The sequence below is a fragment of the Salinifilum ghardaiensis genome (assembly GCF_054491345.1).
In genome coordinates this window covers 1,519,778-1,541,089 of record NZ_CM137101.1, presented here as the reverse complement: position 1 = coordinate 1,541,089, position 21,312 = coordinate 1,519,778, and the positions used below count along the sequence as shown (strand labels likewise).

Sequence of the window (21,312 nt, the reverse complement as noted above, 5' to 3'; positions counted from 1 at the left end):
GGTCGTGCACGAATGGTTTCCTCGACGACCAGGAGAGCGCGAAAGGAAGGAACGCCCATGTCCACGACCGCCACGCCCGAGCTGCGGTCAGCACCACGGCACGCCCCGGAACCGGAACCGCAGGGCCGCCCCCGGTGGCTCCCCCTCGTCATCGGAGCTCTGGCCGCCGTCGCGCTGATCACCGCCGCAGGCGCGGTGGCCGATGCCGAGTCGGCCGCGCTGGCGGCCCTGGGGCTGGCACTGGGACTGGCGCTGTTCCACTCCCGGTTCGGCTTCACCTCGGCCTGGCGCCGGCTGGTCTCCGTCGGCCAGTCCTCCGGACTGCGGGCGCACCTGCTCATGCTCGGCGCGGCCTCGCTCCTGTTCGCGCCGGTTCTCGCCGGGGGCATCGGTTTCTTCGGCAACACGCCGGAGGCCAGCGTCCAGCCCCTCGGCTGGGGCCTCGTCGTCGGCGCCGTGCTGTTCGGCCTGGGCATGCAGCTCGGGGGCGCGTGCGCCTCCGGCACCCTGTTCACCGTCGGCGGCGGCAACACCCTGATCGTGGTGACCCTGCTGTTCTTCATCTCCGGGTCGGTGCTCGGCGCCCTGCACATGCCCTGGTGGAGCGCCGACGCCCGCACGCTCGGCTCGTTCTCCCTGGCCGAGGACACCGGTCTGGGCTACGGCGGGGCGGCGGTGCTGCAGGTGCTCGCGCTCGCCGCGATCGGCTACGCCGCGTGGCGCTGGACCCGGCGCCGCGGCTCGCCCCCGGCCGACCGCCCCGCCAGCGCCCGCGGCTGGTGGCGCGCCGTCCGCGGCTCGTGGCCGATGTGGGTGGGCGCGCTGCTCCTGGCCGCGCTCAACGCGGCGGTCCTGCTCACCCGCGGCAGCGGGTGGGGGATCACCTCGGCGTTCGTCCTCTGGGGGTCCAAAGCCCTGCAGGCGCTCGGCGTGGACGTGTCCAGCTGGGGCTACTGGCAGGGCGAGAAGGCCGCGGCGCTGAGCGAGCCGGTGCTGGCCGACTCCACCTCGGTGCTCAACTTCGGCATCATCATCGGCGCCCTGATCGCCTCGGCCGCCTCCGGTGCGTTCGTCCTCGTCAAACGACTGCCGATGAAGGCGGTCGCCGCCGCCGCGCTGGGCGGGCTGCTCATGGGCTACGGCGCCCGGCTGGCCTACGGCTGCAACATCGGCGCCTACTTCACCGGCATCGCCTCGTTCTCGCTGCACGGCTGGGCCTGGGCCCTGCTGGCGCTGGCGGGCACCTGGGTCGGCCTGAAACTGCGGCCGCTGTTCGGTCTCGGCGTGCCCAACCCGGGGGACTCAGCCTGCTGACGCGACCCGGGTGCCGGCCCACTCGCCCACCCACCGGGCGAGTTCGGCGCCCCCGCGGCGCGCCCACCTGAAGTGGCCGAGCTCGGAGGCCCCGGCGTCCGCGGTCGAGTAGTGCGCCAGGGTGCGCGGCGCGTCGACGGCCCGGTGCGCCAGCGCGGAGACGGACCCGGGCGGAGCGAACCGGTCCCCGTCGATGCTGACGGCCAGGATCGGCTTGGCCAGCACCCGCATCGCGCTGTCGTCGTCCTCGGCCGCACCGGTGAGCCGGTACCGGCCCGTGCGCGCCTGGCGCGCCCAGTCGCGCATGACCGGCTCGGGTTGCCGGCCGCCGAAGCCGAACCGGTGGCCGGGCCAGTACCCGGCCGCCCGGGAGACGCCGGCCACGAGCTGGCTGCCGAGCAGCAGCGGCAGTTGCTGCCCCCGCGGGAAGCTGCGGAACCACACCGTGCCGGCGGCGATCAGCGCCACGCCCGCCACGTGGTCGGGCCGGCGTCCGGCGTGCAACATGGCGAGGTGGCCGCCCAGGCTGTGGCCGAGGTCGAACACCGGCCTGCCCGGGAAGTGCTCGGCCACCAGTTCGTGGACCGCTGCCACGTCGTTGACCAGCTCCTCGTAGCCGAACCGGAGACCGCGCCGCGGAGCGGGCGCGGCCTCCCCCTGGCCGCGCAGGTCGAACGTCACCACGGACACGCCGCACGCGCGCAGCTCGGCGAGGAACGGAGCGTAGTAGCCGGCGGGCACGCCCATCGCCGGCAGCAGCACGGCCACCGGCCCCGCGGTCACCGCACCGGGGTCCCCAGCGGGCTCCGCCCGCACGGTCAGGGTGTGCTGACCGGCCTGCAGCGTGCCGAGCACCTGCTGATCGCCGCCGCGTGCGTCCATGCGCACAAGACTAACGAAACCGTTCGGTTCCGCCCCGGTGCGGTGAGCACGCCCACAGCTCAGCGCAGGCGGCGCGGCCCCGAATCCGGTTTCGCCACCGAGGCCCCCAGGCCGACCCGGGCCCCGAGGAGCGCCACCCCCGCCGATGAGGCCAGCACCGGTTGCAGCACGAGTTCGCGCACCTCCGGCAAGTCCTCCGCCAGCGTGGCCACCCGGGTGACCAGGTCCTCCAACGCGTCCGCGTCCGCCGGTGCCTCACCGTGGTAGCCGGTCAGCAGCGGCGCGGCGCGCGGCGCCCGGAGCAGTTCGGAGACGTCCCGGTCGGACAGCGGAACGGCCCGGTAGGCGGTGTCCCCCAGCAGCTCGCTGGCCACACCGGACAGCCCGAACGAGACCAGCGTGCCGAACGAGGGGTCGTCCGAGAGGCCGACCACGCAGGACGTCGCCCGCTCAGCCATCCGCTGGACGTACACCTCCTCCCCCTCGGAAACCCCCTGCACCTCGGCGCAGGCGCGGCGCACCATCTCCGGATCGCTCACGTCGAGCCGCACGCCGACGAGGTCCGAGCGGTGCCGCCCCCCTCCCCGCACCGCTTTGACCGCCACCGGGAACCCCAGCTCCTCCGCGGCCTCCACCGCGGCCGCGGTGGAGGCGACGCGCCGGAACGGCACCATGCGGATGCCGTAGCAGTCCAGCAGCTCCACAGCCCGCTCGTCGGTCAGCTGGTGGGAAGCGCCCCCTGCCGCGCGCACCCACTGCTCGACCAGCTCGCGCGCCCGTTCCCGGTCCGTGCCGGCGGGCCGCACGAAATGCCCCTGCGGTTTCGCCCGCCACTGCGCGTACCGGTTGACCCGGGCCAGCGCCGCCACCGCCCGCTCCGGGCTCGGGTACGAGGGGACCGAGCCGCGGCCGAACGTGCCCTCGCTGCCGGGAACCGCCAGCTCGTCCGGCACGCCCTCACCCGCTAGGAACGTCGTCACCACCGGTTTGGCCCCCAGGGCCCCGGTGTCGTCGAGCACGCGCCGCATCGCGCGGGCGTACTCCGCACCGGGCACCGCCACGGGCGGGGAGAACACGACCACCAGCGCGTCGACGTCCTCGCGCAGCGCGGCGTCGCGCACCGCGGCGGCGAACTCCTCCGGCCCCGCCGAGGCCCCCACGTCCACCGGTTCGCTCGCCAGGTGCAGGTCCTGGGCCCGCACCATGTCCGCCGCCAGCATGCCCAGCGCCGAGGAGTTGCCCACGACCGCCACCCGGTCGGAGCGCGGCAGCGGCTGGTGCTCCAGCAGCAGCGCCACGTCGAACATCTCCGGCAGCGTCTCCACCCGGATCACGCCGGAGTGCTCGAACAACGCCTGCACCCCCGGCTCGTCGATGCGCGCCGAGGTGGCCGCCAGACCGGCGCGCACCGCGTTGCGCCCGGACTTGACCGCCACCACGGGCTTGCTGCGCGCCAGCCTGCGCGCCAGCCGAGCGAACTTGCGCGGATTGCCGAACGACTCCAGGTACAGCAGCACCACGTCGGTGTCCGGGTCGGTCTGCCAGTACTGCAGCAGATCGTTGCCGGACACGTCGGCCCGGTTGCCCGCGGAGACGAACGTCGACACCCCCAGGCCGCGCTCGGTGGCCGCGTCGAGGATCGCCACGCCCAGCGCACCCGACTGGCAGAAGAAACCGGTGCGTCCCCGACCCGGCAGCCGCGGCGCGAGGCTCGCGTTGAGCCGCTGCGAGGGCTCCGTGTTGACCACGCCGAGCGCGTTCGGCCCCACCACGCGCATGCCGTGCACCCGGGCGGCGCGCACCATCTCGCGCTCCACCTCGCGGCCCTCCGCCCCGCGCTCGCCGAAGCCCGCGCTGAGGATGACCAGCGCTTTCACACCTTTGGCCAGGCAGGCGTCCAACACCTCGGTGACCCCGGCAGCGGGGATGGCGACCACCGCCAGGTCGACGTCGTCGGGAATGTCGAGCACCGAGGCGTAGGCGCGCACGCCGGAGACCGCCCGGTGCTCGGGGTGCACCGGGTAGACCGGCCCGGTGAACTCGGCCATGAGCAGGTTCGACAGCACCGCGTGGCCGATCTTGTCCGTTTCGGCGGAGGCGCCGATCACCGCCACCGAGCGCGGGTGCAGCATGTTGTGCACGCTGCGGGCCTCCGCCGCCTGCTCGCGCTCGCGGGCAACGGCGACGGACTCCTCGGTCGGATCGATGTCGAACTCCAGGTGGACGACGCCCTCCTCGATCTCCCGGCTGATCTGGTAGCCGGCGTCGCGGAAGACCCGCACCATCCCGCTGTTCTCGGCGAGCACTTCCGCGACGAACCGGCGCAGGCCGCTCTCGCGCGCGGCGGCCGCGAGGTGCTCCAGCAGGATCGACCCGATCCCCCGCCCCTGGTGGTCGTCGCGGACGACGAACGCGGCCTCGGCCGAGTGCTCCTGCGCCAACTGGTCGTAGCGCCCCACGGCGACGATCTCCTCGCCGAGCACCACGACCAGGGCGACTCGCCGGCTGTAATCCACCCGGGTGAACCGGTCGACGTCCCGCCGCGGCATCCGCGGGTACGGGCCGAAGTAGCGGTAGTAGCGGGTCCGTTCGCTCAGCTTCCCGTGCAGGTCCAGGATCCGGTCGGCGTCAGCGGGAGTGATCGGGCGCAGGTGCACCGTCCCCCCGTCGCTGAGGACGACGTCCGCCTCCCAGCGCCGCGGGTAGTCCTCCGGCAGCTCCTCCTGCTCATCCCCCACTTGCTGCGCGGGTTCTTCCACCTCGAACTCCTTCAGTCACGGCCGTCCGCCGGATCCAGACCGTGCAGCGGGAACACCGCGTGGCGGGTGTCGCGGATCACCGTGTCCACCGGTCGCTCCGTCACCCCGGACCACCGGTCGAACCGCGGGTCGGCGTGGTCGGTCAGGCTCGTGGGCACGGCGCCGTCGGGCAGGGCCCGCGTGACGTGGGCGATCCAATCCGCCGGGATCGTGGTGTTCGGTGCCAGGTCCCTGTCCAACACTGTGGCCAACAGATGGGTCCAGGCGCGGGGAACGACACGCACCAGTGAGTACCCCCCGCCGCCGAGCACGAGCCATTTGCCGCCCGCGTACCGCTGGGCCCAGTCCCGCAGCGCCTGGTAGCAGGCTCGCTGACCGTCCACCGAGAGCGCCAGGTCGGCGAGCGGATCGTCCTCGTGGGCGTCCGCGCCGCACTGGGTCACCAGCACCTGCGGGCCGAACGAGGCCAGCAGCGAAGGCACCACCGCCGAGCAGGCGCGCAGCCAGTCGGCATCCCGCGTGCCCGGCGGCAGCGGCAGGTTCACCGCCGAACCGTCGGCCGGCGGCTCCCCGATCTCGTGGGAGTAGCCCGTGTGCGGCCACAGCGACGCCGGGTGCTGGTGCAGCGAGATCGTCAGCACGCGCGGGTCGCCGCGGAAGGCTTCCTGCACCCCGTCGCCGTGGTGCACGTCGACATCGAGGTAGGCGATCCGCTCGACCCCTCGCTCGAGCATCCGCGCGATCGCCGCGGCGCAGTCGTTGTACACGCAGAACCCTGCGGCCCGGTCCCGCATCGCGTGGTGCAGCCCGCCCGCCAGGTTGACGGCGCGGTCGGCCTGGCCCGACGCGATGAGGTCCGCGGCCAGCGTCGAACCTCCCACCACCCGCGCGGAAGCCTCGTGCATCCGCTCGAAGATCGGGTTGTCCTCCGTGCCGAGACCGTGCCCCACCGCGGAGCCCACCTCCGGGGCCGCACGCACCGCCCGCAGGTACTCGGCGCTGTGCACCCGCAACAGCTCCTCGTCGCCGGCGACGCCGGGACGGTGCGGGACGACCCCGTCGAGTAGGCCGAGCCCCCGGGCGAGCCGCATCGTCAGGTCGAGCCGCACCGGGTGCAGCGGGTGGTTCCCGCCCAGGTCGTACTCGAGGAGCTCGTCGTCCCACACCACCGCTGATCGGATACCCATGGCGGCACGCTACCGCCCGAGCAGGACGTGCCAAAGGGATGCGCGCCGCGGGGCCGGCTGCTCCTCCCCGCCTCCCGCGCGCAGCCGGGACGGTGCACCCGAGCGCGAGCGGCACGCGCACCCGCACGGCACGGCCCTCGAGGCCCACGGGGGCGGAGACGGGGCACGGCCGCGCCGCCCGCCAGCCGGGCGGCCCCGGCCGCCGACTGCACCACCCACCGGCCGGGCCCCGCCGGATGGCCCCAGCGACACCGGCGAGCGTGGTCAGCGCGGTGGCTCGGCGCCCGTGGCCACCGGGCGCTGCGGGTCGGTGACCCATTCCGACCACGAGCCGGGGAACAGCGCCGCCGGCCGGTCCGGGGAGGTCACCCCCGCCTGTTCGAGCGCCAGCACCAGCGAGCACGCGGTCACCCCCGACCCGCAGTAGGCACCGGGCGCCTGCCCGCTGCGCACGCCGCGCTCGGCGAACCAGCCGGCCAGCGACTCCGCATCGCGCCAGCGTCCGGCCGCATCGGTGAGCTCGCCGAACGGCGCGTTGACCGCACCCGGGACGTGCCCCGCCCGCTGCTCCACCGGGTCGGTCTCACCCCGGTAGCGCTCCGAGGCGCGCGCGTCGAGCAACGTGCCCTCCCGGGCGAGGCGCGCCGCCTCGTCGGCGTCGAGCACCGGCATGCCACCGGGGCGAACGGTGACATCCCCGGGCTCGGGCTCCGGGATCGCCGTGGTGGTCGGCATCCCCGCGGCCCGCCAGGCAGCGCAACCGCCGTCGAGGACCCGCACCGCGGGGTGCCCCGCCCACCGCAGCAGCCACCACGCGCGGGCGGCGGCCGAGCCGTTGTCGGCGTCGTAGACGACCACCGGCCGGGAGGCGCGCACACCGGCCCGCCGCAACGCGGCTTGCAGGTCCTCCGGGTCGGGAAGCGGGTGCCGGCCGGTCCCCGGCCCGGGCGTTCCGGACAGCTCCGTGTCCAGATCCACGAACACCGCGCCCGGCAGGTGCCCCGCCGCGTAGACTTCCCTGCCGGGCGGCCCGAACAGCGACCAGCTCACGTCGAGCAGAGCCGGGCGCGGCTCGTGGTCGAGCTCGGACATGAGATCATCGGGACTGATGAGCGGATGCATGACGGCCTTTCGTGACTGACGAGGTCTGTCGGAATCCTGTAAGTCCACTGCCCAGCCACTGACGGCTTGTCGCGGAACCGGGCTAGCATCGGGGTTGGGACTGAATGGGGAGCCGACGTGAACGATCTCATCGATACCACTGAGATGTACCTGCGCACCATCTACGACCTCGAGGAGGAAGGGGTCGTCCCGCTGCGGGCGCGCATCGCCGAGCGCCTCGAGCAGAGCGGCCCGACGGTGAGCCAGACGGTGGCCAGGATGGAGCGGGACGGCCTGCTCGCCGTGGCCGAGGACCGCCATCTCGAGCTCACCGAGGAGGGACGGGCGCGCGCGGTCAGCGTGATGCGCAAGCACCGTCTCGCCGAACGCCTCCTCATCGACGTCATCGGCCTCGAGTGGGAGGAGGTCCACAACGAGGCCTGCCGGTGGGAACACGTGATGAGCGAGGCGGTGGAGCGCAAGCTCGTGAAGCTCCTCGGGCATCCGGACACCTCGCCGTACGGGAACCCGATCCCGGGACTGCAGGACCTCGGCATCGAACACGTGGCCAACGCCGCCGAGCGCGAACTGCAGCGCGTCGACGAATTCGCCCGCGCCGGTGGCGGCAAGGCAACGGTCCGCCGCATCGCCGAGCACGTCCAGCTCGAGCCGGAGATCATGAGCCAGATCAAGCGGATCGGCGTCGTCCCGGGCAACGAGGTGGAGGTCATGCCGGCCGTCGGTGCGACGAAACCGATCGAGGTGCACGGCAACAACGGCTCCACCCAACTGCCCGCCGGGATCGCGCACGCGGTGATGGTGCTGCCGAAGTGAGCGCGCTCGACTCCACCGCACCCGCGGGCACGACCCCTGCGGCACGCGCGTCCCGCGTCTTCACCGAACACCACGGCGGCTCGCCGGAGACGGTCTGGTCCGCGCCGGGCCGCGTGAACCTCATCGGGGAGCACACCGACTACAACGACGGGTTCGTCCTCCCCTGCGCGCTGCCCCACCGCACCGCGGTCGCCGCACGCGGACGCACCGACGGCGGCTTCAGCCTGGGCACGCTCGACACCGACGGGCGCCTGCACACCGCCTCCACATTGTCGCTCGACACCGCTCCGCCCGGGGACTGGACGGCCTACCCGCTCGGTGTCGCCTGGGCGCTGCGCGCCGCGGGCTACCCGAGCACGGGTGCCGACCTGATCATCGCCGGTGACGTGCCCCACGGGGCCGGCCTGTCCTCCTCGCACGCGCTGGAGTGCGCGACCGCGCTGGCGCTGCTGGACCTGCTCGAGCTCGCCCCTGGAGAACCGGGCGCCCCGGGGCTGGGCGAGGTCGCCGTCCTCGTCCAGCGCGCCGAGAACGACTACGCGGGTGCACCCACCGGGCTGCTCGACCAGACGGCGTCCCTGCGCTGCACCGCGGACAACGCCCTGTTCTACGACGTGCGCACCGGCACGCGGGAGCACGTCCCGTTCGCCCCGCACGCGGCCGAGCTGGAGCTGCTCATCATCGACACCCGGGTGAGCCACTCGCACAGCGGATCCGCCTACGGGCAGCGCCGCGCGGGGTGCGAGCGGGCGGCGGAGCTGCTGGGCGTGCCCGCACTGCGCGATGTCGCGCCCGCCTCGCTGGAGGACGCGCTCGCGGACCTGCCCGACGAGCTGCGGCCGCTGGTGCGCCACGTGGTCACCGAGAACGAACGCGTCCGCCGGGCGGCCGAGCACCTGCGCGCCGGCGAGTACGCCGCCCTCGGCCCCCTGCTCAACGCTTCGCACGAGAGCCTGCGCGTGGACTACCGGGTGTCGTGCCCGGAGCTCGACCAGGCCGTGGCCGCCGCCCTCGAGGCCGGCGCGATCGGCGCCAGGATGACCGGCGGCGGATTCGGCGGCTCCGCGCTCGCGCTCGTGCCCGCGGGCGCGCGCACCGACATCGCGCGAGCGGTGACGGACCGTTTCGACCAGCACGAATGGCGTCGGCCCCGGTTGTTCACCGCCGTGCCCGCCGCCGGGGCGGGCAAGGACGGCTGACCGCGCGGGCGGCGTGCCGGTTGCCGACAACGTCCACCCAGGAAAGGGAGAACACAGGTGAAGCTGCTCGTCACCGGCGGTGCCGGCTACATCGGGAGCGTGTGCGCCGCCCGCCTGCTCGAAGCGGGGCACGAGGTCGTCGTCGTCGACGACCTCTCCACCGGGCACGCCGACGCCGTCCCGGCCGGCTGCCGGTTCGTGCGCGGCGACATCGCCGAATGCGCCGACGAGGTCCTCGCCGAGGGCTTCGACGGGGTGCTGCACTTCGCCGCCAAGTCGCTCGTCGGCGAGTCCATGCAGGAACCGCACAAGTACTGGCAGGGCAACGTGGTGACCTCGCTGCGCCTGCTGGAAGCGATCCGCGCGCGCGGTGTGCCGCGTCTGGTGTTCTCCTCCACGGCGGCGACCTACGGCGAGCCCACCGAGGTGCCCATCACCGAGGGCGCGGCGACGCGGCCCACCAACACCTACGGGGCGACGAAGCTCGCGATCGACCACGCGATCACCTCCTACGCCACCGCGCACGAACTCGGCGCGGTGAGCCTGCGCTACTTCAACGTGGCCGGCGCCCACGGCGGGTTCGGGGAGCGGCACACGGTCGAGACGCACCTGATCCCGCTGGTCCTGCAGGTCCCGCTGGGGCAGCGCGAACACGTGCAGATCTTCGGCGAGGACTGGCCGACCGCCGACGGCACGTGCGTGCGCGACTACATCCACGTCGTGGACCTCGCGGACGCGCACCTGCTGGCGCTGCAACAGGCGGCTCCGGGTACCCACCGCATCTACAATCTGGGCAACGGGACCGGGTTCTCGGTGCGCCAAGTCCTCGACACGTGCCGGGCGGTCACCGGACACGACATCCCCGCGCACGTGGCCCCGCGTCGCGCCGGCGACCCGGCGACCCTCGTGGCCGCCAGCGACGCCGCACGGAACGAGCTCGGCTGGCGCCCCCGACGGGCCGATCTGGACGTGATCGTTCGGGACGCCTGGCAGTTCGCCCAGCGAGGCCTGCCGACCTGAGGGCCCGCCCCGGTGCACTGCGCGGCGCTCGCCAGTGGGGCTCATTCGGCGCCGTCCTCGTCGAGGCCGATCTGCGCATCGGTCGCGGCGTCCTCGGCGATGCGGCGCAGCTTGTCCGGCGGCAGACCCGCGTTGACCGCTCTCCGCAGCAGCAGTCCCAGCGTGTGCTCCGGTCGGCAGTGCTCGATGCGCTCGAGGGCCACGCTCGCCAACGCGCCGTCGCCGCGCAAGTAGGCCGAGAAGGCCAGCAGCGCGGCCACGTCGGCCACTTCCGGGTCGGGAGCCTTGCGCACGAGCGTGAGCCACAGCTGCTCGGCCGCCGCGGCCTTCGGGCCGAGCGCTGTTCCCAGCACGAGGTCCCGGACCTGCGTCTGCGACACGGCCAGGAGCACCCGCAACAGGTCGTCTTCGGTGAGCGCGCCGCCCTGGCCGGTGCGTTCGATGGCCCCGAAGACCGTGCGGATCTCGTCGCGCACCGGGCGCTCCCCCGCGCCTTCGCGTTCGCTCAACATCGTGTCCAGGCGGTCCGAACGCCACTGCCGGGTCGCCGTGGACTCGGGAGCGACCAACTCGGTCAGCTCGTCGCGGTCCCGGAAGGCCACGACGCCGGCGGCGGTCATGGCGGCCGCGACAGAGGAGCTGCGCACGTCCGGCAGCTGACCGTGGCAGTCGTTTTCCCGGAAACAACGCCACGGGGCGCCCGTGCTGATCTCCGGGGCCCACAGGGCGTGCACGAACCCCATCCCGGCCTGGCGCGCGGCCTGCTCGAGGTGGTCGACGAGTTCCGCGTGCGGCAGCTCCGCGTGCTCGTCCCGCACCGCCTCCGCGGAGCGGTGCTCGTTCACCTCCGCGGCGGCAGCGCACCCGGGCGGGCAGTGCGCACGGCAGCGGTGGGGCCGGCGCGCTCCGATGACGATCGCGAACAGCGCGTCCACGCGCTGCGCGGCCAGCGGCCCGTCGAGCAGGTACCGCACCGCCTCGGCGTGGCGAGTCGCGCACGGCAGGTCCATGCGCAGAGCCGAACCGAGCGAGCTGTCCCCTTCCTCCCCGCGGAGGGTGAGCACGACCAGCGAGTCCGCGGGCGTGAACCCGACCAGGTGCGGTAGCGCGGCGAGCAGCTCTTCCGGGCGGGATACGGATACCGAAATGTTCAGCGGTGTCGTCGTCATGCCTCCACGATGGAAACCCCTGCGACTGGGCGAAAGAACGAAACGAAAAACTGTGGACAGATCAAGCCCTTGTGGACAGATCTGCTGGAATGGGAAGCATCTTCGCCCGATGGTGCGTCACCCGATCAAGAGTCCGCACTGCCTTCCCCGAGATCTGCGCTGATCAGCAGCGTGCACGGAGACCCGCCGCGCGCCGTTCGGGGCAAGACGCCGTTCCGCTGCGAAGGCGGCGATGGCCGACACGCCGAGGTACCGGCTGCAGCCCCCGCGGGATAAAGTCGCCGCAGAACCCGAGCAAGGAGCGAACGATGCCCCACCCCGCCGCACTGACATCGACCGGCCTCGTCGGCGGTTTCCTCGTGGCGCGGAACACCGGCCACCGCTACGCGGCCGGGACCGTCGCTGGCGCCGCCGGACTGGGCGCGATGGAACTGTGCCGCCGCCGGCGCGGAATCGCCCCCGCCCTGGCGCTCGGCGCGATCTACGCCGCCGCCCTCGCCGGTTCGCACCCGCTGGCGAAGAAGCTCGGCGCGTGGCCCTCGGTGGGCACCGCGACCGCGGCGACCGCGGTGGCGGGCCACGTCCTGTCCCGGCCACGTCGCACGTGACGGGCCATGCGGCCGGGAGGACGCCGCACCGGTGCGGGCCCGAGCTCCGCGGCGAGCGCCGGTGGCGGCGCGACCACCGGCGCTGAGGTGTTCGCCGGTAGCGATCCCTCGCTCGCCGCACCACCGAAACGGGCACGATGGCGGACATGCGACTTCTCGTCCTCGGTGGAACGTCCTTCCTCTCCCAGCAGGTCGCCCGCGATGCGGTCGCACGCGGCCACGAGGTGGTGTGCGCAGCACGGAGCCGGTCCGGCTCGGTTCCCGCCGGTGCCGAGCTCGTCACTGTCGACCGCGACCGGCCCGATGCGATCCGCTCGCTGACGGGCGAGCGGTTCGACGCCGTGGTGGACGTGGCGACCGGCTCGCTGGGATGGGTGCACGATGCGCTCGAGGTGCTGGCCGCGCACGTGGCGCACTGGACCTTCGTCTCCAGCATCAACGCCTACGCCGACACGAGCACCCTGGGGCAGACCACCGACGCACCGCTGTGCGAGCCGGTCGCGGATACCCGGCACTACGCGTTCACCGAGCTGACCATCGAGTTGTACGGCGGGATCAAGGTCGCCAGCGAGAACGCCGTGCGGGAGCGGATGGGCAGCGACCGCAGCTTCATCGTGCGGCCGGGAATCATCAGCGGTCCCGGAGATCAGATGGACCGCTTCGGATACTGGACCGCACGATTCGCCCGGGGCGGTCAGGCCGTCATCCCCGATACTCCCGAGCAACCCATCCAGCACATCGATGTCCGGGACCTCGCGGCGTGGATCGTTATCGCGGGGGAGCAGCGCCTCGCCGGCACCTTCGACGCGGTCGGTCCGGTCACCGAACTCGGAACGGTGTTCCGGGAGACGGCAGAGCTCGTCGGATCCGCCGATCTCGAACTCGTGCCCGTGGCAGCGAGCACGCTGACCGAAGCCGGGGTCAACCCGTGGGGCGGTCCGAGGTCGCTGCCGCTGTGGTTGCCGGAAGACTGGCGCGGGCTCGTCGCACACGACGCCGCCCCGGCACTCGCGGCCGGATTGCAGTCGCGAAGTCTCGCCGAAACCGTGCGCACGGCGCTCGCCGACGAGCGGGCGCGCGGTCTCGACCGCACCCGTGCGGCCGGGCTGTCCCGCGACGAGGAGCAGAACCTCCTCGACCACCTCGGCACATCACCGTGATACCGGAACCACGGGTGTGCGACATGGACGAAACCCCAACATCCGCGCCGCGCGGTGCTCTTCCGCCGACCGCCCTCGCGAACGCACGCGCCACCGATTCCCCGGTACCTGTTCGACGGTGTTGCAAACCGCTGATCGCGAGCGGCCGTGGGGACCACTTGTCCAACCACGCCACGCAGTCCTTGCTGCTTTCAGCGAACTGGCGGCCCGCGGGGATCGTCTACGGTCTGGACGAAGACGATCCGGAGCTGTTTTTCATGGCACCGTGCTCTGACTGAACTAGCACTCGTCGACGTTTGGTCGCCTCCGGCTTGAGAAACCGGACCGCCACTTCCACGCCGGCCCTCCAGGCATCGAATGCAACATCGTTGATCCCGGTCCAGTCCGCGCAGGCCGAGGCACCTGGAAGGGGAGCCGACCAGTGCGGTCGACTCCCCTTCCACCAGCACCTGCACGGCTCCGCGTCAGGTGCTCAATGCTGCACGAGAGGCAACGAATCCCGGTTTCAGCTGCAGCCGGAGGTCGAACCGCAGCCCTCGCAGACGTAGCAGGAGCCGGACGGACGCATCTTCGTACCGCACGTCATGCACAGCGGGGCGTCCGCGGCCTTGCCGAGCTGCAACTCCAGCAGGTCCGTGGAACTGCCGACCGCGCGGTCATCAGAATCCTGCGAGTCCCGCTCCGCGGACTCCCGGGAACTCCGGTCGGAGCCCTGCTTGTCGTAGTCGACGGTGGAGCGCAGGGTGTCCAGGTCGACCTCCCCCTGCGGGGACTCCGCCGAGTCCTCGCCGTTCACCTGCGCTTCGCGCTCGGCGATCGTGAAAATCCCGAGCTGCGCCCGCTTCTCGTACGACAGGTAGTCCAGCGCCAGCCGCCGGAACAGGTAGTCGAGCACGCTGCTGGCCATGCGCACATCGGGATCGTCGGTCATCCCCGCTGGCTCGAAGCGCAGGTTCTGGAACTTCGAAACGTAGAACTCCAGCGGAATGCCGTACTGCAACCCGACGGAGATGGACATCGAGAAGGCGTCCATGACACCGGCCAGCGTGGAGCCCTGCTTGCCGAGCTTGACGAAGATCTCCCCGAGCCCGTCGTCCGGGTACTCACCGGCGTGCAGGTACCCCTCGGCGCCGCCGACGGTGAACGACACCGTCTGGCTCGGCCGCTTCTTCGGCAGCCGCTTGCGGACCGGGCGGTACTCGATCTGCTTCTCGACGGTCTTCTCCTCGGAGCCCTTCTCGCTCTTGCCGGCCGAGAGGGGCTGGCCCACCTTGCAGTTGTCCCGGTAGATCGCGAGCGCCTTGAGGCCGAGCTTCCAACCCTCGAAGTACAACTGCTCCACGTCCTCGACGGTGGCCTCCTCGGGCATGTTCACCGTCTTGGAGATGGCTCCGGACAGGAACGGCTGCACCGCGGCCATCATGCGCACGTGTCCCATCGGGGCGATCGAGCGCTTGCCCATGGCGCAGTCGAACACCTCGTAGTGCTCCGGCTTCAGCCCGGGGGCGTCCACGACGTGACCGTGCTCGGCGATGTACTCGACGATCGCTTCGGTCTGCTCCTCCTGGTAGCCGAGCGCGCGCAGCGCCCGCGGAACAGTCTGGTTGACGATCTGCATCGAGCCGCCACCGACGAGCTTCTTGAACTTCACCAGCGCGAGGTCCGGCTCCACCCCGGTGGTGTCGCAGTCCATCATCAGCCCGATCGTCCCGGTGGGTGCGAGCACGGAGGCCTGGGCGTTGCGCCACCCGTTGCGGGCGCCGATCTCGAGCCCGTCCTGCCACACCCTCGTCGCGAGCTTGTGCACCGAGGCGTCGTTGTGGTGGTAGGTGCGCACCAGGTCGTTGGCGGCGGCGTGCTTGCGCATCACCCGCTGGTGCGCCTCGGCGTTGCGGTTGTAGCCCTCGAACGGGCCCACCGCGCCCGCCAGCTCCGCGGAGCGCTTGTAGGCCGTACCCGTCATCAACGAGGTGACGGACGCCGCGAGCGCCCGGCCGCCGTCGGAGTCGTAGGCGTGGCCGGTGGCCATCAGCAGGGCGCCGAGGTTGGCGTAGCCGATGCCCAGCTGCCGGAACTTCCGCGTGGTATCGCCGATGGCCTCGGTCGGGAAGTCAGCGAAGCAGATCGAGATGTCCATCGCGGTGACGACGAGCTCGACGGTCTTCTGGAACAGCTCCGCGTCGAACGTCAGGTCCTCGCGCAGGAACTTCATCAGGTTCAGCGACGCGAGGTTGCAGCTGGAGTTGTCCAGGTGCATGTACTCCGAGCACGGGTTGGATGCGGTGATCCGCCCCGTCTCGGGAGCCGTGTGCCAGTCGTTGATCGTGTCGTCGTACTGCAGGCCGGGATCGGCGCACTCCCAGGCGGAGTTCGCCATCGTGCGGAACAGGTCCCGCGCCCGGACCGACTCGACGACCTCACCGGTGGTGCGGGCGCGCAGCCCGAACTGGCCATCGCTCTCCACCGCGCGCATGAACTCGTCGGACACGCGGACGGAGTTGTTGGCGTTCTGGTACTGCACCGACCACGAGTCGTCCCCGCCGAGGTCCATGTCGAACCCGGAGTCGCGCAGGGCCCGGATCTTGTGCTCCTCGCGGGACTTCGTCTCGACGAACTCGGCGACGTCGGGGTGGTCGACGTCCAGCACGACCATCTTGGCCGCACGGCGGGTGGCCCCGCCGGACTTGATGGTGCCCGCCGAGGCGTCCGCGCCGCGCATGAACGACACCGGGCCGGAGGCCGTGCCGCCGGAGGAGAGCAGTTCCCGCGACGAGCGGATGCGGGACAGGTTCAGGCCGGCGCCGGAACCGCCCTTGAAGATCAGGCCCTCTTCCTTGTACCAGTCGAGGATCGACTCCATCGTGTCGTCGACCGACAGGATGAAGCACGCCGAGACCTGCTGCTTCGACGAGGTTCCGACGTTGAACCACACCGGGGAGTTGAAGCTGAACACCTGGTTCAGCAGCATCCAGGTCAGCTCGTGCTCGAAGACCTCGGCGTCCTCGTCGGTGGCGAAGTACCCGTGCTCCATGCCGGAGGCCACGTAGGTCTTGACCACCCGGTCGATGAGCTGCTTGAGGCTGTTCTCCCGCTCGTCCGAACCGGCGGCCCCGCGGAAGTACTTGCTGGTGACGATGTTGACCGCGTTCACCGACCAGAAGTCGGGGAACTCCACACCCCGTTGCTCGAAGTTGACCGAACCGTCCCGCCAGTTGGTCATCACCACGTCACGGCGCTCCCAGGTCACCTCGTCGTAGGGATGCACCCCCTCCGTGGTGTAGACGCGCTGCACCCGGATGCCCCTGTCCCGGGCATCTGCGTCCGGTTCCCCCGTTGCACCGGCCGGGCTACCAACGGTCTCCGTCATGACCTGACCCTCTTCCTTGTCGCTCGCTCGTCGTGCATTTCCCCGTCCGGTCGCGCCGTCCGGTTCGGTCGTGTCGCGCGCGGCGCCGCCGCGCACCGCCCGCTCGGCAGTCCGCTGCCGGGCTACCCGTCGCCGCGCTGCGCCCCACCAGCTTCGGCGGGCGCATCACTGCGCACGGCCCGCAGGTCCGCGATCTCCTCGTCGAAGTCCTCGACGGAGGAGAAGTTGCGGTAGACGCTGGCGAACCGGAGGTAGGCGACCTCGTCGAGATCGCGCAGCGGCCCCAGGATCGCCAAACCGATCTCGTGGCTGGGCAGCTCGGCCACGCCCAGCGACCGCACCTGCTCCTCCACCTGGTGGGCCAACTGCTGCAGGGCGTCCTCGGCGACCGGACGTCCCTGGCAGGCGCGGCGCACGCCGCGGACCACCTTCTCCCGGCTGAAGGGCTCGGTGACACCGGAACGCTTCACCACCGAGAGGACGGGTTCCTCGATGGTGGTGAAGCGGCGACCGCACGTCGAGCACGAACGCCGACGGCGGGTCGCCTGCCCTTCGTCGACCTCGCGCGAGTCGACCACTCGCGAGTCCTCGCAACGACAGAACGGACACCGCACCGGTATGCACCCCCTGCCCAGCACCAACCGCGCGGACCGCGTGGGACGCGCTCCGCACCGCTGGACCGGGAAAACGTAAAGAGCCCAAGCTGTGGAGTAACTACAAGGGCGTAACTACTAGATGTTGTGGTCGACTCTAGACAGGTTCCCGAGCGGACGCAAACCGACACGCGCGATCCGCGCCGCCGGCCGAACCGACCTCCGCTCCCGCTGCACCCCGGCACTCCGACGGGCCGCGAAGCCCGAGTCGCCCTCGCCTCCCCGCGCACGGGAGAACCCGAGTGCGACCCGCTTCAGCGCGCCGAGACGACTTCCGGTCGCCCCTCGGCGTCCAGCACCCCGACGCCCCCGAAGAACCCCAGCAGGGCGGTGGCGAGGGCGACGAACAGCAGCACCGCGCCCAGCACCGACCACTCACCCCAGTCGCTCCGGCCGCCCGCGGGGCGCCGGGACGACCCCCCGGTGCACGGATACCGCGCCGGTCCGGAGCAGCCGCGCGCTCCCCGGCCGCCTACTTTCTCATCCGGACCTGCAGCACCGGCCACGCCGTGCCCGCGCCCGCAGCGCCCCGCGAATCCCGTGCACACCCGGGTGAAGACCACACCCGAAGGCCGCTCGTGCACACCATCGCCCCCTTCCCGCGCCACACCGTCGGACCAACCCCACATCGGGTGAACCACAGCACCGCCGAGCACTGCACCGGGCGGACAGCTCGATCGAAAGGGTGTTCGATCGAACCTGCGTGCGATTGTGCACCACGGTGCCGCGGAACGCGAGCGCCGGGCGTCGAAATTAGCTCGAACAGGTGTTTTGATGTGCCGCGGGCATGCGTCTACTGTGGAAACCGCAGAACATGGGAATGTGGAACCGCAGGAAACGCTCGACCAACGGGCGCGGCTGCCCCACGTGACCGGGCTGCAACCGGTGACCGGACTGCAACAGCGCGAACAGGAGGCAGTGGTGACAAGCGACATGGTGAGCGCTCTTCCCGACAGCGCGGGGAGCACGCCCGAGGAGGCCGCCGCGCAGGTCGACCTGCCGACCGTCCCGGAGCAGGGCGAATCCGGGGAGGATCTCAGCGAACGGCAGCGCAAGGTGCTGGAGGCCATCCGTGACTGGATGCGCGACCACGGCTACCCACCGAGCGTGCGCGAGATCGGCACGGCGGTGGGCCTGACCTCCACCTCCTCGGTCGCCTACCAGCTCCGCGTCCTGGAGCGGAAGGGCTACCTGCGCAAGGACCCCCACCGCCCGCGCACCGTGGGTGTGCTCGTCGGCGGCGACACCGAATCCGCGTGGGCCGCGCAGGCCAACCCGGCGTACGTGCCGCTCGTCGGCCGCATCGCCGCCGGTGGGCCGATCCTGGCGGAAGAGGCCATCGAGGACGTATACCCGATGCCGAAGGAGATCGTCGGCGACGGGACGCTGTTCCTCCTGCGCGTCGTCGGGGACTCGATGGTCGACCTGGCCATCACCGATGGCGACTGGGTGGCCGTGCGCCAGCAGCCGGAGGCCGAGAACGGCGACGTCGTGGCCGCGATGATCGAGGGCGAGGCCACGGTGAAGACCTTCAAGCGGACCGAGGAGCACGTCTGGCTCGTGCCGCACAACTCGGCCTACGAACCGATCCTCGGCGACGAGGCGAGCGTCCTCGGCAAGGTCGTCGCGGTCATGCGCCGGCTCTGAGCAACGGCCCGCACGACGCAGCCGGGTCCCTCACGAGGAGGCGTGCGCGAACTCGCGCAGCGCATTGGCCAGTTCCGGCCGTGCCTTCACGCGCATCCGCGTTCCGTCCGGCGTGTGCTCCTCATCGATGACCGAGCCTTCCGAGTAGGCGCGGGAGACGAGCTCCCCCCGGTGGTACGGCACGAGCGCGTCCACGAACACCTCGGGGCGCGGCAGCCGCGAGGCGATCTCCTCGCGCACCTCGGCGATGCCGGAGCCGCCCTGCGCGGAGACGAACATCGCCTCCGGCAGCAGCTGGCGCAGCTCCACGACGCGCGTGTCGTCGACCGCGTCGATCTTGTTGACCACCAGCAGCTCGGGCGGCATCCGCACACCCTGCTCCTGGGCGATGCCGCTGATGACCTCGCGCACCGCCGCGACCTGCGCTCCCGGCTCCGCCTCGGCCCCGTCGACGACGTGCACCAGCAGGTCGGCACCGGTGACCTCCTCCAGGGTCGAGCGGAACGCCTCGACCAGCTGGTGCGGCAAGTGCCGCACGAAGCCCACGGTGTCGGTCAGCGTGTACGGGTAACCATCCGGGGTCACCGCGCGCCGCACCGTCGTGTCCAGCGTCGCGAACAGCTCGTCCTCGACGAGCAGGCCCGCCCCGGTCAACGCGTTCAACAAGCTCGACTTGCCCGCGTTGGTGTAGCCCGCCACGGCCACGCTCGGCACGGCGTTGGCGTTGCGCCGGCTGCGCTTGGTCTCGCGGACCTTGCGCATCTCCTCCAGCTCCTTGCGGAGCTTGGTCATGCGCTTGTGCACGCGCCGCCGGTCCGTTTCGAGCTTCGTCTCACCAGGGCCGCGGGTGCCCACGCCCCCGTTGCCGCCGCCGGCGCGGCCACCGGCCTGGCGCGACATCTTGTCGCCCCAACCCCGCAGCCGGGGCAGGAAGTACTGCAGCTGGGCCAGCTCGACCTGCGCCTTGCCCTCCCGGGAACGGGCGTGCTGGGCGAAGATGTCCAGGATCAGCGCAGTCCGGTCGATGACCTTGACCTTGAGCTTCTCCTCGAGCTGGCGCAACTGCCCCGGGGCGAGCTCGCCGTCGCAGATCACCGTGTCCGCGCCGGTGGCGAGGACGGCGTCGCGGAGCTCGTGGACCTTGCCCGCACCGATGAACGTGCCGGGATCGGGCCGGTTGCGCCGCTGGACGAACCCCTCGAGCACTTCCGACCCGGCCGTGCCGGCCAAGCGGGAGAGCTCGTTCAGCGAAGCCTCGGCGTGGACCGCGTCCCCGTCGGTCCACACCCCGACGAGCACCACGCGCTCCATGCGCAGGCGCCGGTACTCGGCCTCGCTGACGTCGCTCAGCTCGGTGGACAACCCGGTCACGCGCGTGAACGAAGCACGCTCCGCCCGGTCCAGCTCGCCCGCGGACGGGGTGTCCGCGGGAAGAAGTCCTTCGTACCCGTCGGCTTCGGCCACGGAGCCGGGGGAACCGGTGTGGTCGACGTCGGCGGACCAGGTCGCAGAATTCCTCATATCACCGACCATTGTTCCACGCCTGGCCACCGAATTTCACCGTTGCGGCTCGGCGGACCACAGCGCGGGTGTGACGCGCCCCTCGGCGACGAGCACCGCGGGCCCCGTGAGCACGGCTGTCTCGGCGGTGACGGTGACGCGCACCGTGCCGCCGGGCACGTGGACGGTCCGTTCGCCGACCCCCGCCCCGTCCGCGTGCAGCGCGGCGACGGTCGCGGCGACCGTGCCGGTGCCGCAGGACCGGGTCTCGCCCACGCCCCGCTCGTACACGCGCATCCGGATCTCCTCGTCGCTGAGGCGGTCCACGAACTCCACGTTGACACCGCGCGGGAAGACCGCGGGGTCGTAGTCCGGACCGGTGCTCAGGTCGAGGGTGCTCACCCAGTCGTCCAGCACGCAGGCCAGGTGCGGGTTCCCGACGTCGATGGCCAGGCCGGGGCAGGTGACAGCGCCGAGCGTGGCCGCCGACCGGTCGAAGACCTTGGCCAACCCCATGTCGACCGACACCCGGCCGTCCTCGTGCACGATCACCGGGCGCACGCCCGCGCGGGTCCCCACGCGGAGCTCACCGGGGGCGGCGTAGCCGGCGGTGGCGAGGTAGTGCGCGAACACCCGCACGCCGTTGCCGCACATCTCCGCCAGCGACCCGTCGGCGTTGCGGTAGTCCATGAACCACACGTCGCCGGGAACGTCCTGCGGGGCGTCGGCGACCTCGCTCGCCCGGACCACGCGGAGCACGCCGTCCGCACCGATCCCGGAGCGGCGGTCGCACAGCGCGCGGACGCGCTGCTCGGTCAGTTCCAGATCACCGTCCGGATCCGGCAGCAGCACGAAGTCGTTCTCCGTGCCGTGCCCCTTCACGAACGCGGGCCCCTGCTGCGACTGCACACC

Annotated in this window: 16 protein-coding genes; 7 read left to right on the top strand and 9 right to left on the bottom strand. The window is 71.9% G+C overall.

Annotated features, from left to right (window positions below; genetic code table 11):
• Positions 1 to 57 precede the first annotated feature (57 nt).
• The gene (locus ACVGV0_RS06925) at positions 58 to 1,314 is read left to right on the top strand and encodes a YeeE/YedE family protein (protein ID WP_459159028.1); all 1,257 of its coding nucleotides are present in this window, start codon (positions 58 to 60) and stop codon (positions 1,312 to 1,314) included.
• On the opposite strand, the gene ACVGV0_RS06920 is transcribed toward ACVGV0_RS06925, so the two are convergent.
• The 4 genes from ACVGV0_RS06920 to ACVGV0_RS06905 all read right to left on the bottom strand — a co-directional run bounded on the left by ACVGV0_RS06920 (position 1,303) and on the right by ACVGV0_RS06905 (position 7,264).
• A complete protein-coding gene (locus ACVGV0_RS06920; RefSeq protein ID WP_459159027.1) occupies positions 1,303 to 2,196 on the bottom strand; it encodes an alpha/beta hydrolase family protein in 894 nt (297 codons plus the stop codon). The genes ACVGV0_RS06925 and ACVGV0_RS06920 overlap by 12 nt on opposite strands.
• Positions 2,197 to 2,255: 59 nt before the next feature.
• Positions 2,256 to 4,955 carry a bifunctional acetate--CoA ligase family protein/GNAT family N-acetyltransferase gene (locus tag ACVGV0_RS06915; RefSeq protein ID WP_459159026.1) on the bottom strand — a complete coding sequence of 900 codons (2,700 nt, stop codon included), beginning with the start codon at positions 4,953 to 4,955 and terminating at the stop codon, positions 2,256 to 2,258.
• Positions 4,956 to 4,966: 11 nt separating this feature from the next.
• Entirely contained in the window at positions 4,967 to 6,142 is a 1,176-nt protein-coding gene (locus tag ACVGV0_RS06910; protein ID WP_459159025.1) for an acetoin utilization protein AcuC, read from the bottom strand.
• Positions 6,143 to 6,406: 264 nt separating this feature from the next.
• A complete protein-coding gene (locus tag ACVGV0_RS06905; protein WP_459159024.1) occupies positions 6,407 to 7,264 on the bottom strand; it encodes a sulfurtransferase in 858 nt (285 codons plus the stop codon).
• A gap of 117 nt (positions 7,265 to 7,381) precedes the next feature.
• Between ACVGV0_RS06905 and ACVGV0_RS06900 the strand changes: the two genes are divergently transcribed.
• Genes ACVGV0_RS06900 through galE form a run of 3 tightly spaced genes read left to right on the top strand, consistent with a single transcriptional unit; the run spans position 7,382 to position 10,296 of the window.
• Positions 7,382 to 8,077, top strand: coding sequence for a metal-dependent transcriptional regulator (locus tag ACVGV0_RS06900; protein WP_459159023.1), 696 nt, complete (start codon positions 7,382 to 7,384; stop codon positions 8,075 to 8,077).
• Positions 8,074 to 9,276 (top strand): galactokinase, encoded by a 1,203-nt coding sequence (gene galK, locus ACVGV0_RS06895; protein WP_459159022.1) that lies wholly within the window; start codon positions 8,074 to 8,076, stop codon positions 9,274 to 9,276. Before ACVGV0_RS06900 ends, galK begins: the two co-directional genes overlap by 4 nt.
• Positions 9,277 to 9,333: 57 nt before the next feature.
• Positions 9,334 to 10,296, top strand: coding sequence for a UDP-glucose 4-epimerase GalE (gene galE, locus ACVGV0_RS06890; RefSeq protein ID WP_459159021.1), 963 nt, complete (start codon positions 9,334 to 9,336; stop codon positions 10,294 to 10,296).
• Between the two features lie 41 nt (positions 10,297 to 10,337).
• Here the strand turns inward: galE and ACVGV0_RS06885 are convergent, their stop codons facing one another.
• Positions 10,338 to 11,465, bottom strand: a complete 1,128-nt coding sequence (locus ACVGV0_RS06885) for a DUF4192 domain-containing protein (RefSeq protein WP_459159020.1) — start codon at positions 11,463 to 11,465, stop codon at positions 10,338 to 10,340.
• Positions 11,466 to 11,773: 308 nt separating this feature from the next.
• Between ACVGV0_RS06885 and ACVGV0_RS06880 the strand changes: the two genes are divergently transcribed.
• Positions 11,774 to 12,073, top strand: a complete 300-nt coding sequence (locus ACVGV0_RS06880) for a hypothetical protein (RefSeq protein ID WP_459159019.1) — start codon at positions 11,774 to 11,776, stop codon at positions 12,071 to 12,073.
• A gap of 146 nt (positions 12,074 to 12,219) precedes the next feature.
• Positions 12,220 to 13,233 carry an NAD-dependent epimerase/dehydratase family protein gene (locus tag ACVGV0_RS06875; protein ID WP_459159018.1) on the top strand — a complete coding sequence of 338 codons (1,014 nt, stop codon included), beginning with the start codon at positions 12,220 to 12,222 and terminating at the stop codon, positions 13,231 to 13,233.
• A 505-nt stretch (positions 13,234 to 13,738) separates the two neighbouring features.
• On the opposite strand, the gene ACVGV0_RS06870 is transcribed toward ACVGV0_RS06875, so the two are convergent.
• Both ACVGV0_RS06870 and nrdR read right to left on the bottom strand, forming a co-directional pair.
• Positions 13,739 to 16,600, bottom strand: a complete 2,862-nt coding sequence (locus tag ACVGV0_RS06870) for a vitamin B12-dependent ribonucleotide reductase (RefSeq protein WP_459159017.1) — start codon at positions 16,598 to 16,600, stop codon at positions 13,739 to 13,741.
• Between the two features lie 122 nt (positions 16,601 to 16,722).
• Positions 16,723 to 17,214, bottom strand: coding sequence for a transcriptional regulator NrdR (gene nrdR, locus ACVGV0_RS06865; protein ID WP_459159016.1), 492 nt, complete (start codon positions 17,212 to 17,214; stop codon positions 16,723 to 16,725).
• Between the two features lie 972 nt (positions 17,215 to 18,186).
• Between nrdR and lexA the strand changes: the two genes are divergently transcribed.
• A complete protein-coding gene (gene lexA / locus ACVGV0_RS06860) occupies positions 18,187 to 18,900 on the top strand; it encodes a transcriptional repressor LexA (protein WP_459159946.1) in 714 nt (237 codons plus the stop codon).
• Positions 18,901 to 18,930: 30 nt separating this feature from the next.
• On the opposite strand, the gene hflX is transcribed toward lexA, so the two are convergent.
• On the bottom strand, positions 18,931 to 20,421 hold the full coding sequence (gene hflX / locus ACVGV0_RS06855) for a GTPase HflX (RefSeq protein ID WP_459159015.1): 1,491 nt from the start codon (positions 20,419 to 20,421) through the stop codon (positions 18,931 to 18,933).
• Between the two features lie 36 nt (positions 20,422 to 20,457).
• A complete protein-coding gene (dapF, locus tag ACVGV0_RS06850) occupies positions 20,458 to 21,309 on the bottom strand; it encodes a diaminopimelate epimerase (RefSeq protein ID WP_459159014.1) in 852 nt (283 codons plus the stop codon).
• Between the last annotated feature and the right edge of the window lie 3 nt (positions 21,310 to 21,312).

Bases quoted from the DNA above. Each gene is read 5' to 3' on its own strand.
- ACVGV0_RS06925 (WP_459159028.1), top strand. From the start codon at position 58: ATGTCCACGACCGCCACGCCCGAGCTGCGGTCAGCACCACGGCACGCC.
- ACVGV0_RS06920 (WP_459159027.1), bottom strand. From the start codon at position 2,196: ATGGACGCACGCGGCGGCGATCAGCAGGTGCTCGGCACGCTGCAGGCC.
- ACVGV0_RS06910 (WP_459159025.1), bottom strand. From the start codon at position 6,142: ATGGGTATCCGATCAGCGGTGGTGTGGGACGACGAGCTCCTCGAGTAC.
- ACVGV0_RS06905 (WP_459159024.1), bottom strand. From the start codon at position 7,264: ATGCATCCGCTCATCAGTCCCGATGATCTCATGTCCGAGCTCGACCAC.
- ACVGV0_RS06885 (WP_459159020.1), bottom strand. From the start codon at position 11,465: ATGACGACGACACCGCTGAACATTTCGGTATCCGTATCCCGCCCGGAA.
- ACVGV0_RS06880 (WP_459159019.1), top strand. From the start codon at position 11,774: ATGCCCCACCCCGCCGCACTGACATCGACCGGCCTCGTCGGCGGTTTC.
- ACVGV0_RS06875 (WP_459159018.1), top strand. From the start codon at position 12,220: ATGCGACTTCTCGTCCTCGGTGGAACGTCCTTCCTCTCCCAGCAGGTC.
- ACVGV0_RS06870 (WP_459159017.1), bottom strand. From the start codon at position 16,600: ATGACGGAGACCGTTGGTAGCCCGGCCGGTGCAACGGGGGAACCGGAC.
- lexA (WP_459159946.1), top strand. From the start codon at position 18,187: ATGGTGAGCGCTCTTCCCGACAGCGCGGGGAGCACGCCCGAGGAGGCC.
- hflX (WP_459159015.1), bottom strand. From the start codon at position 20,421: ATGAGGAATTCTGCGACCTGGTCCGCCGACGTCGACCACACCGGTTCC.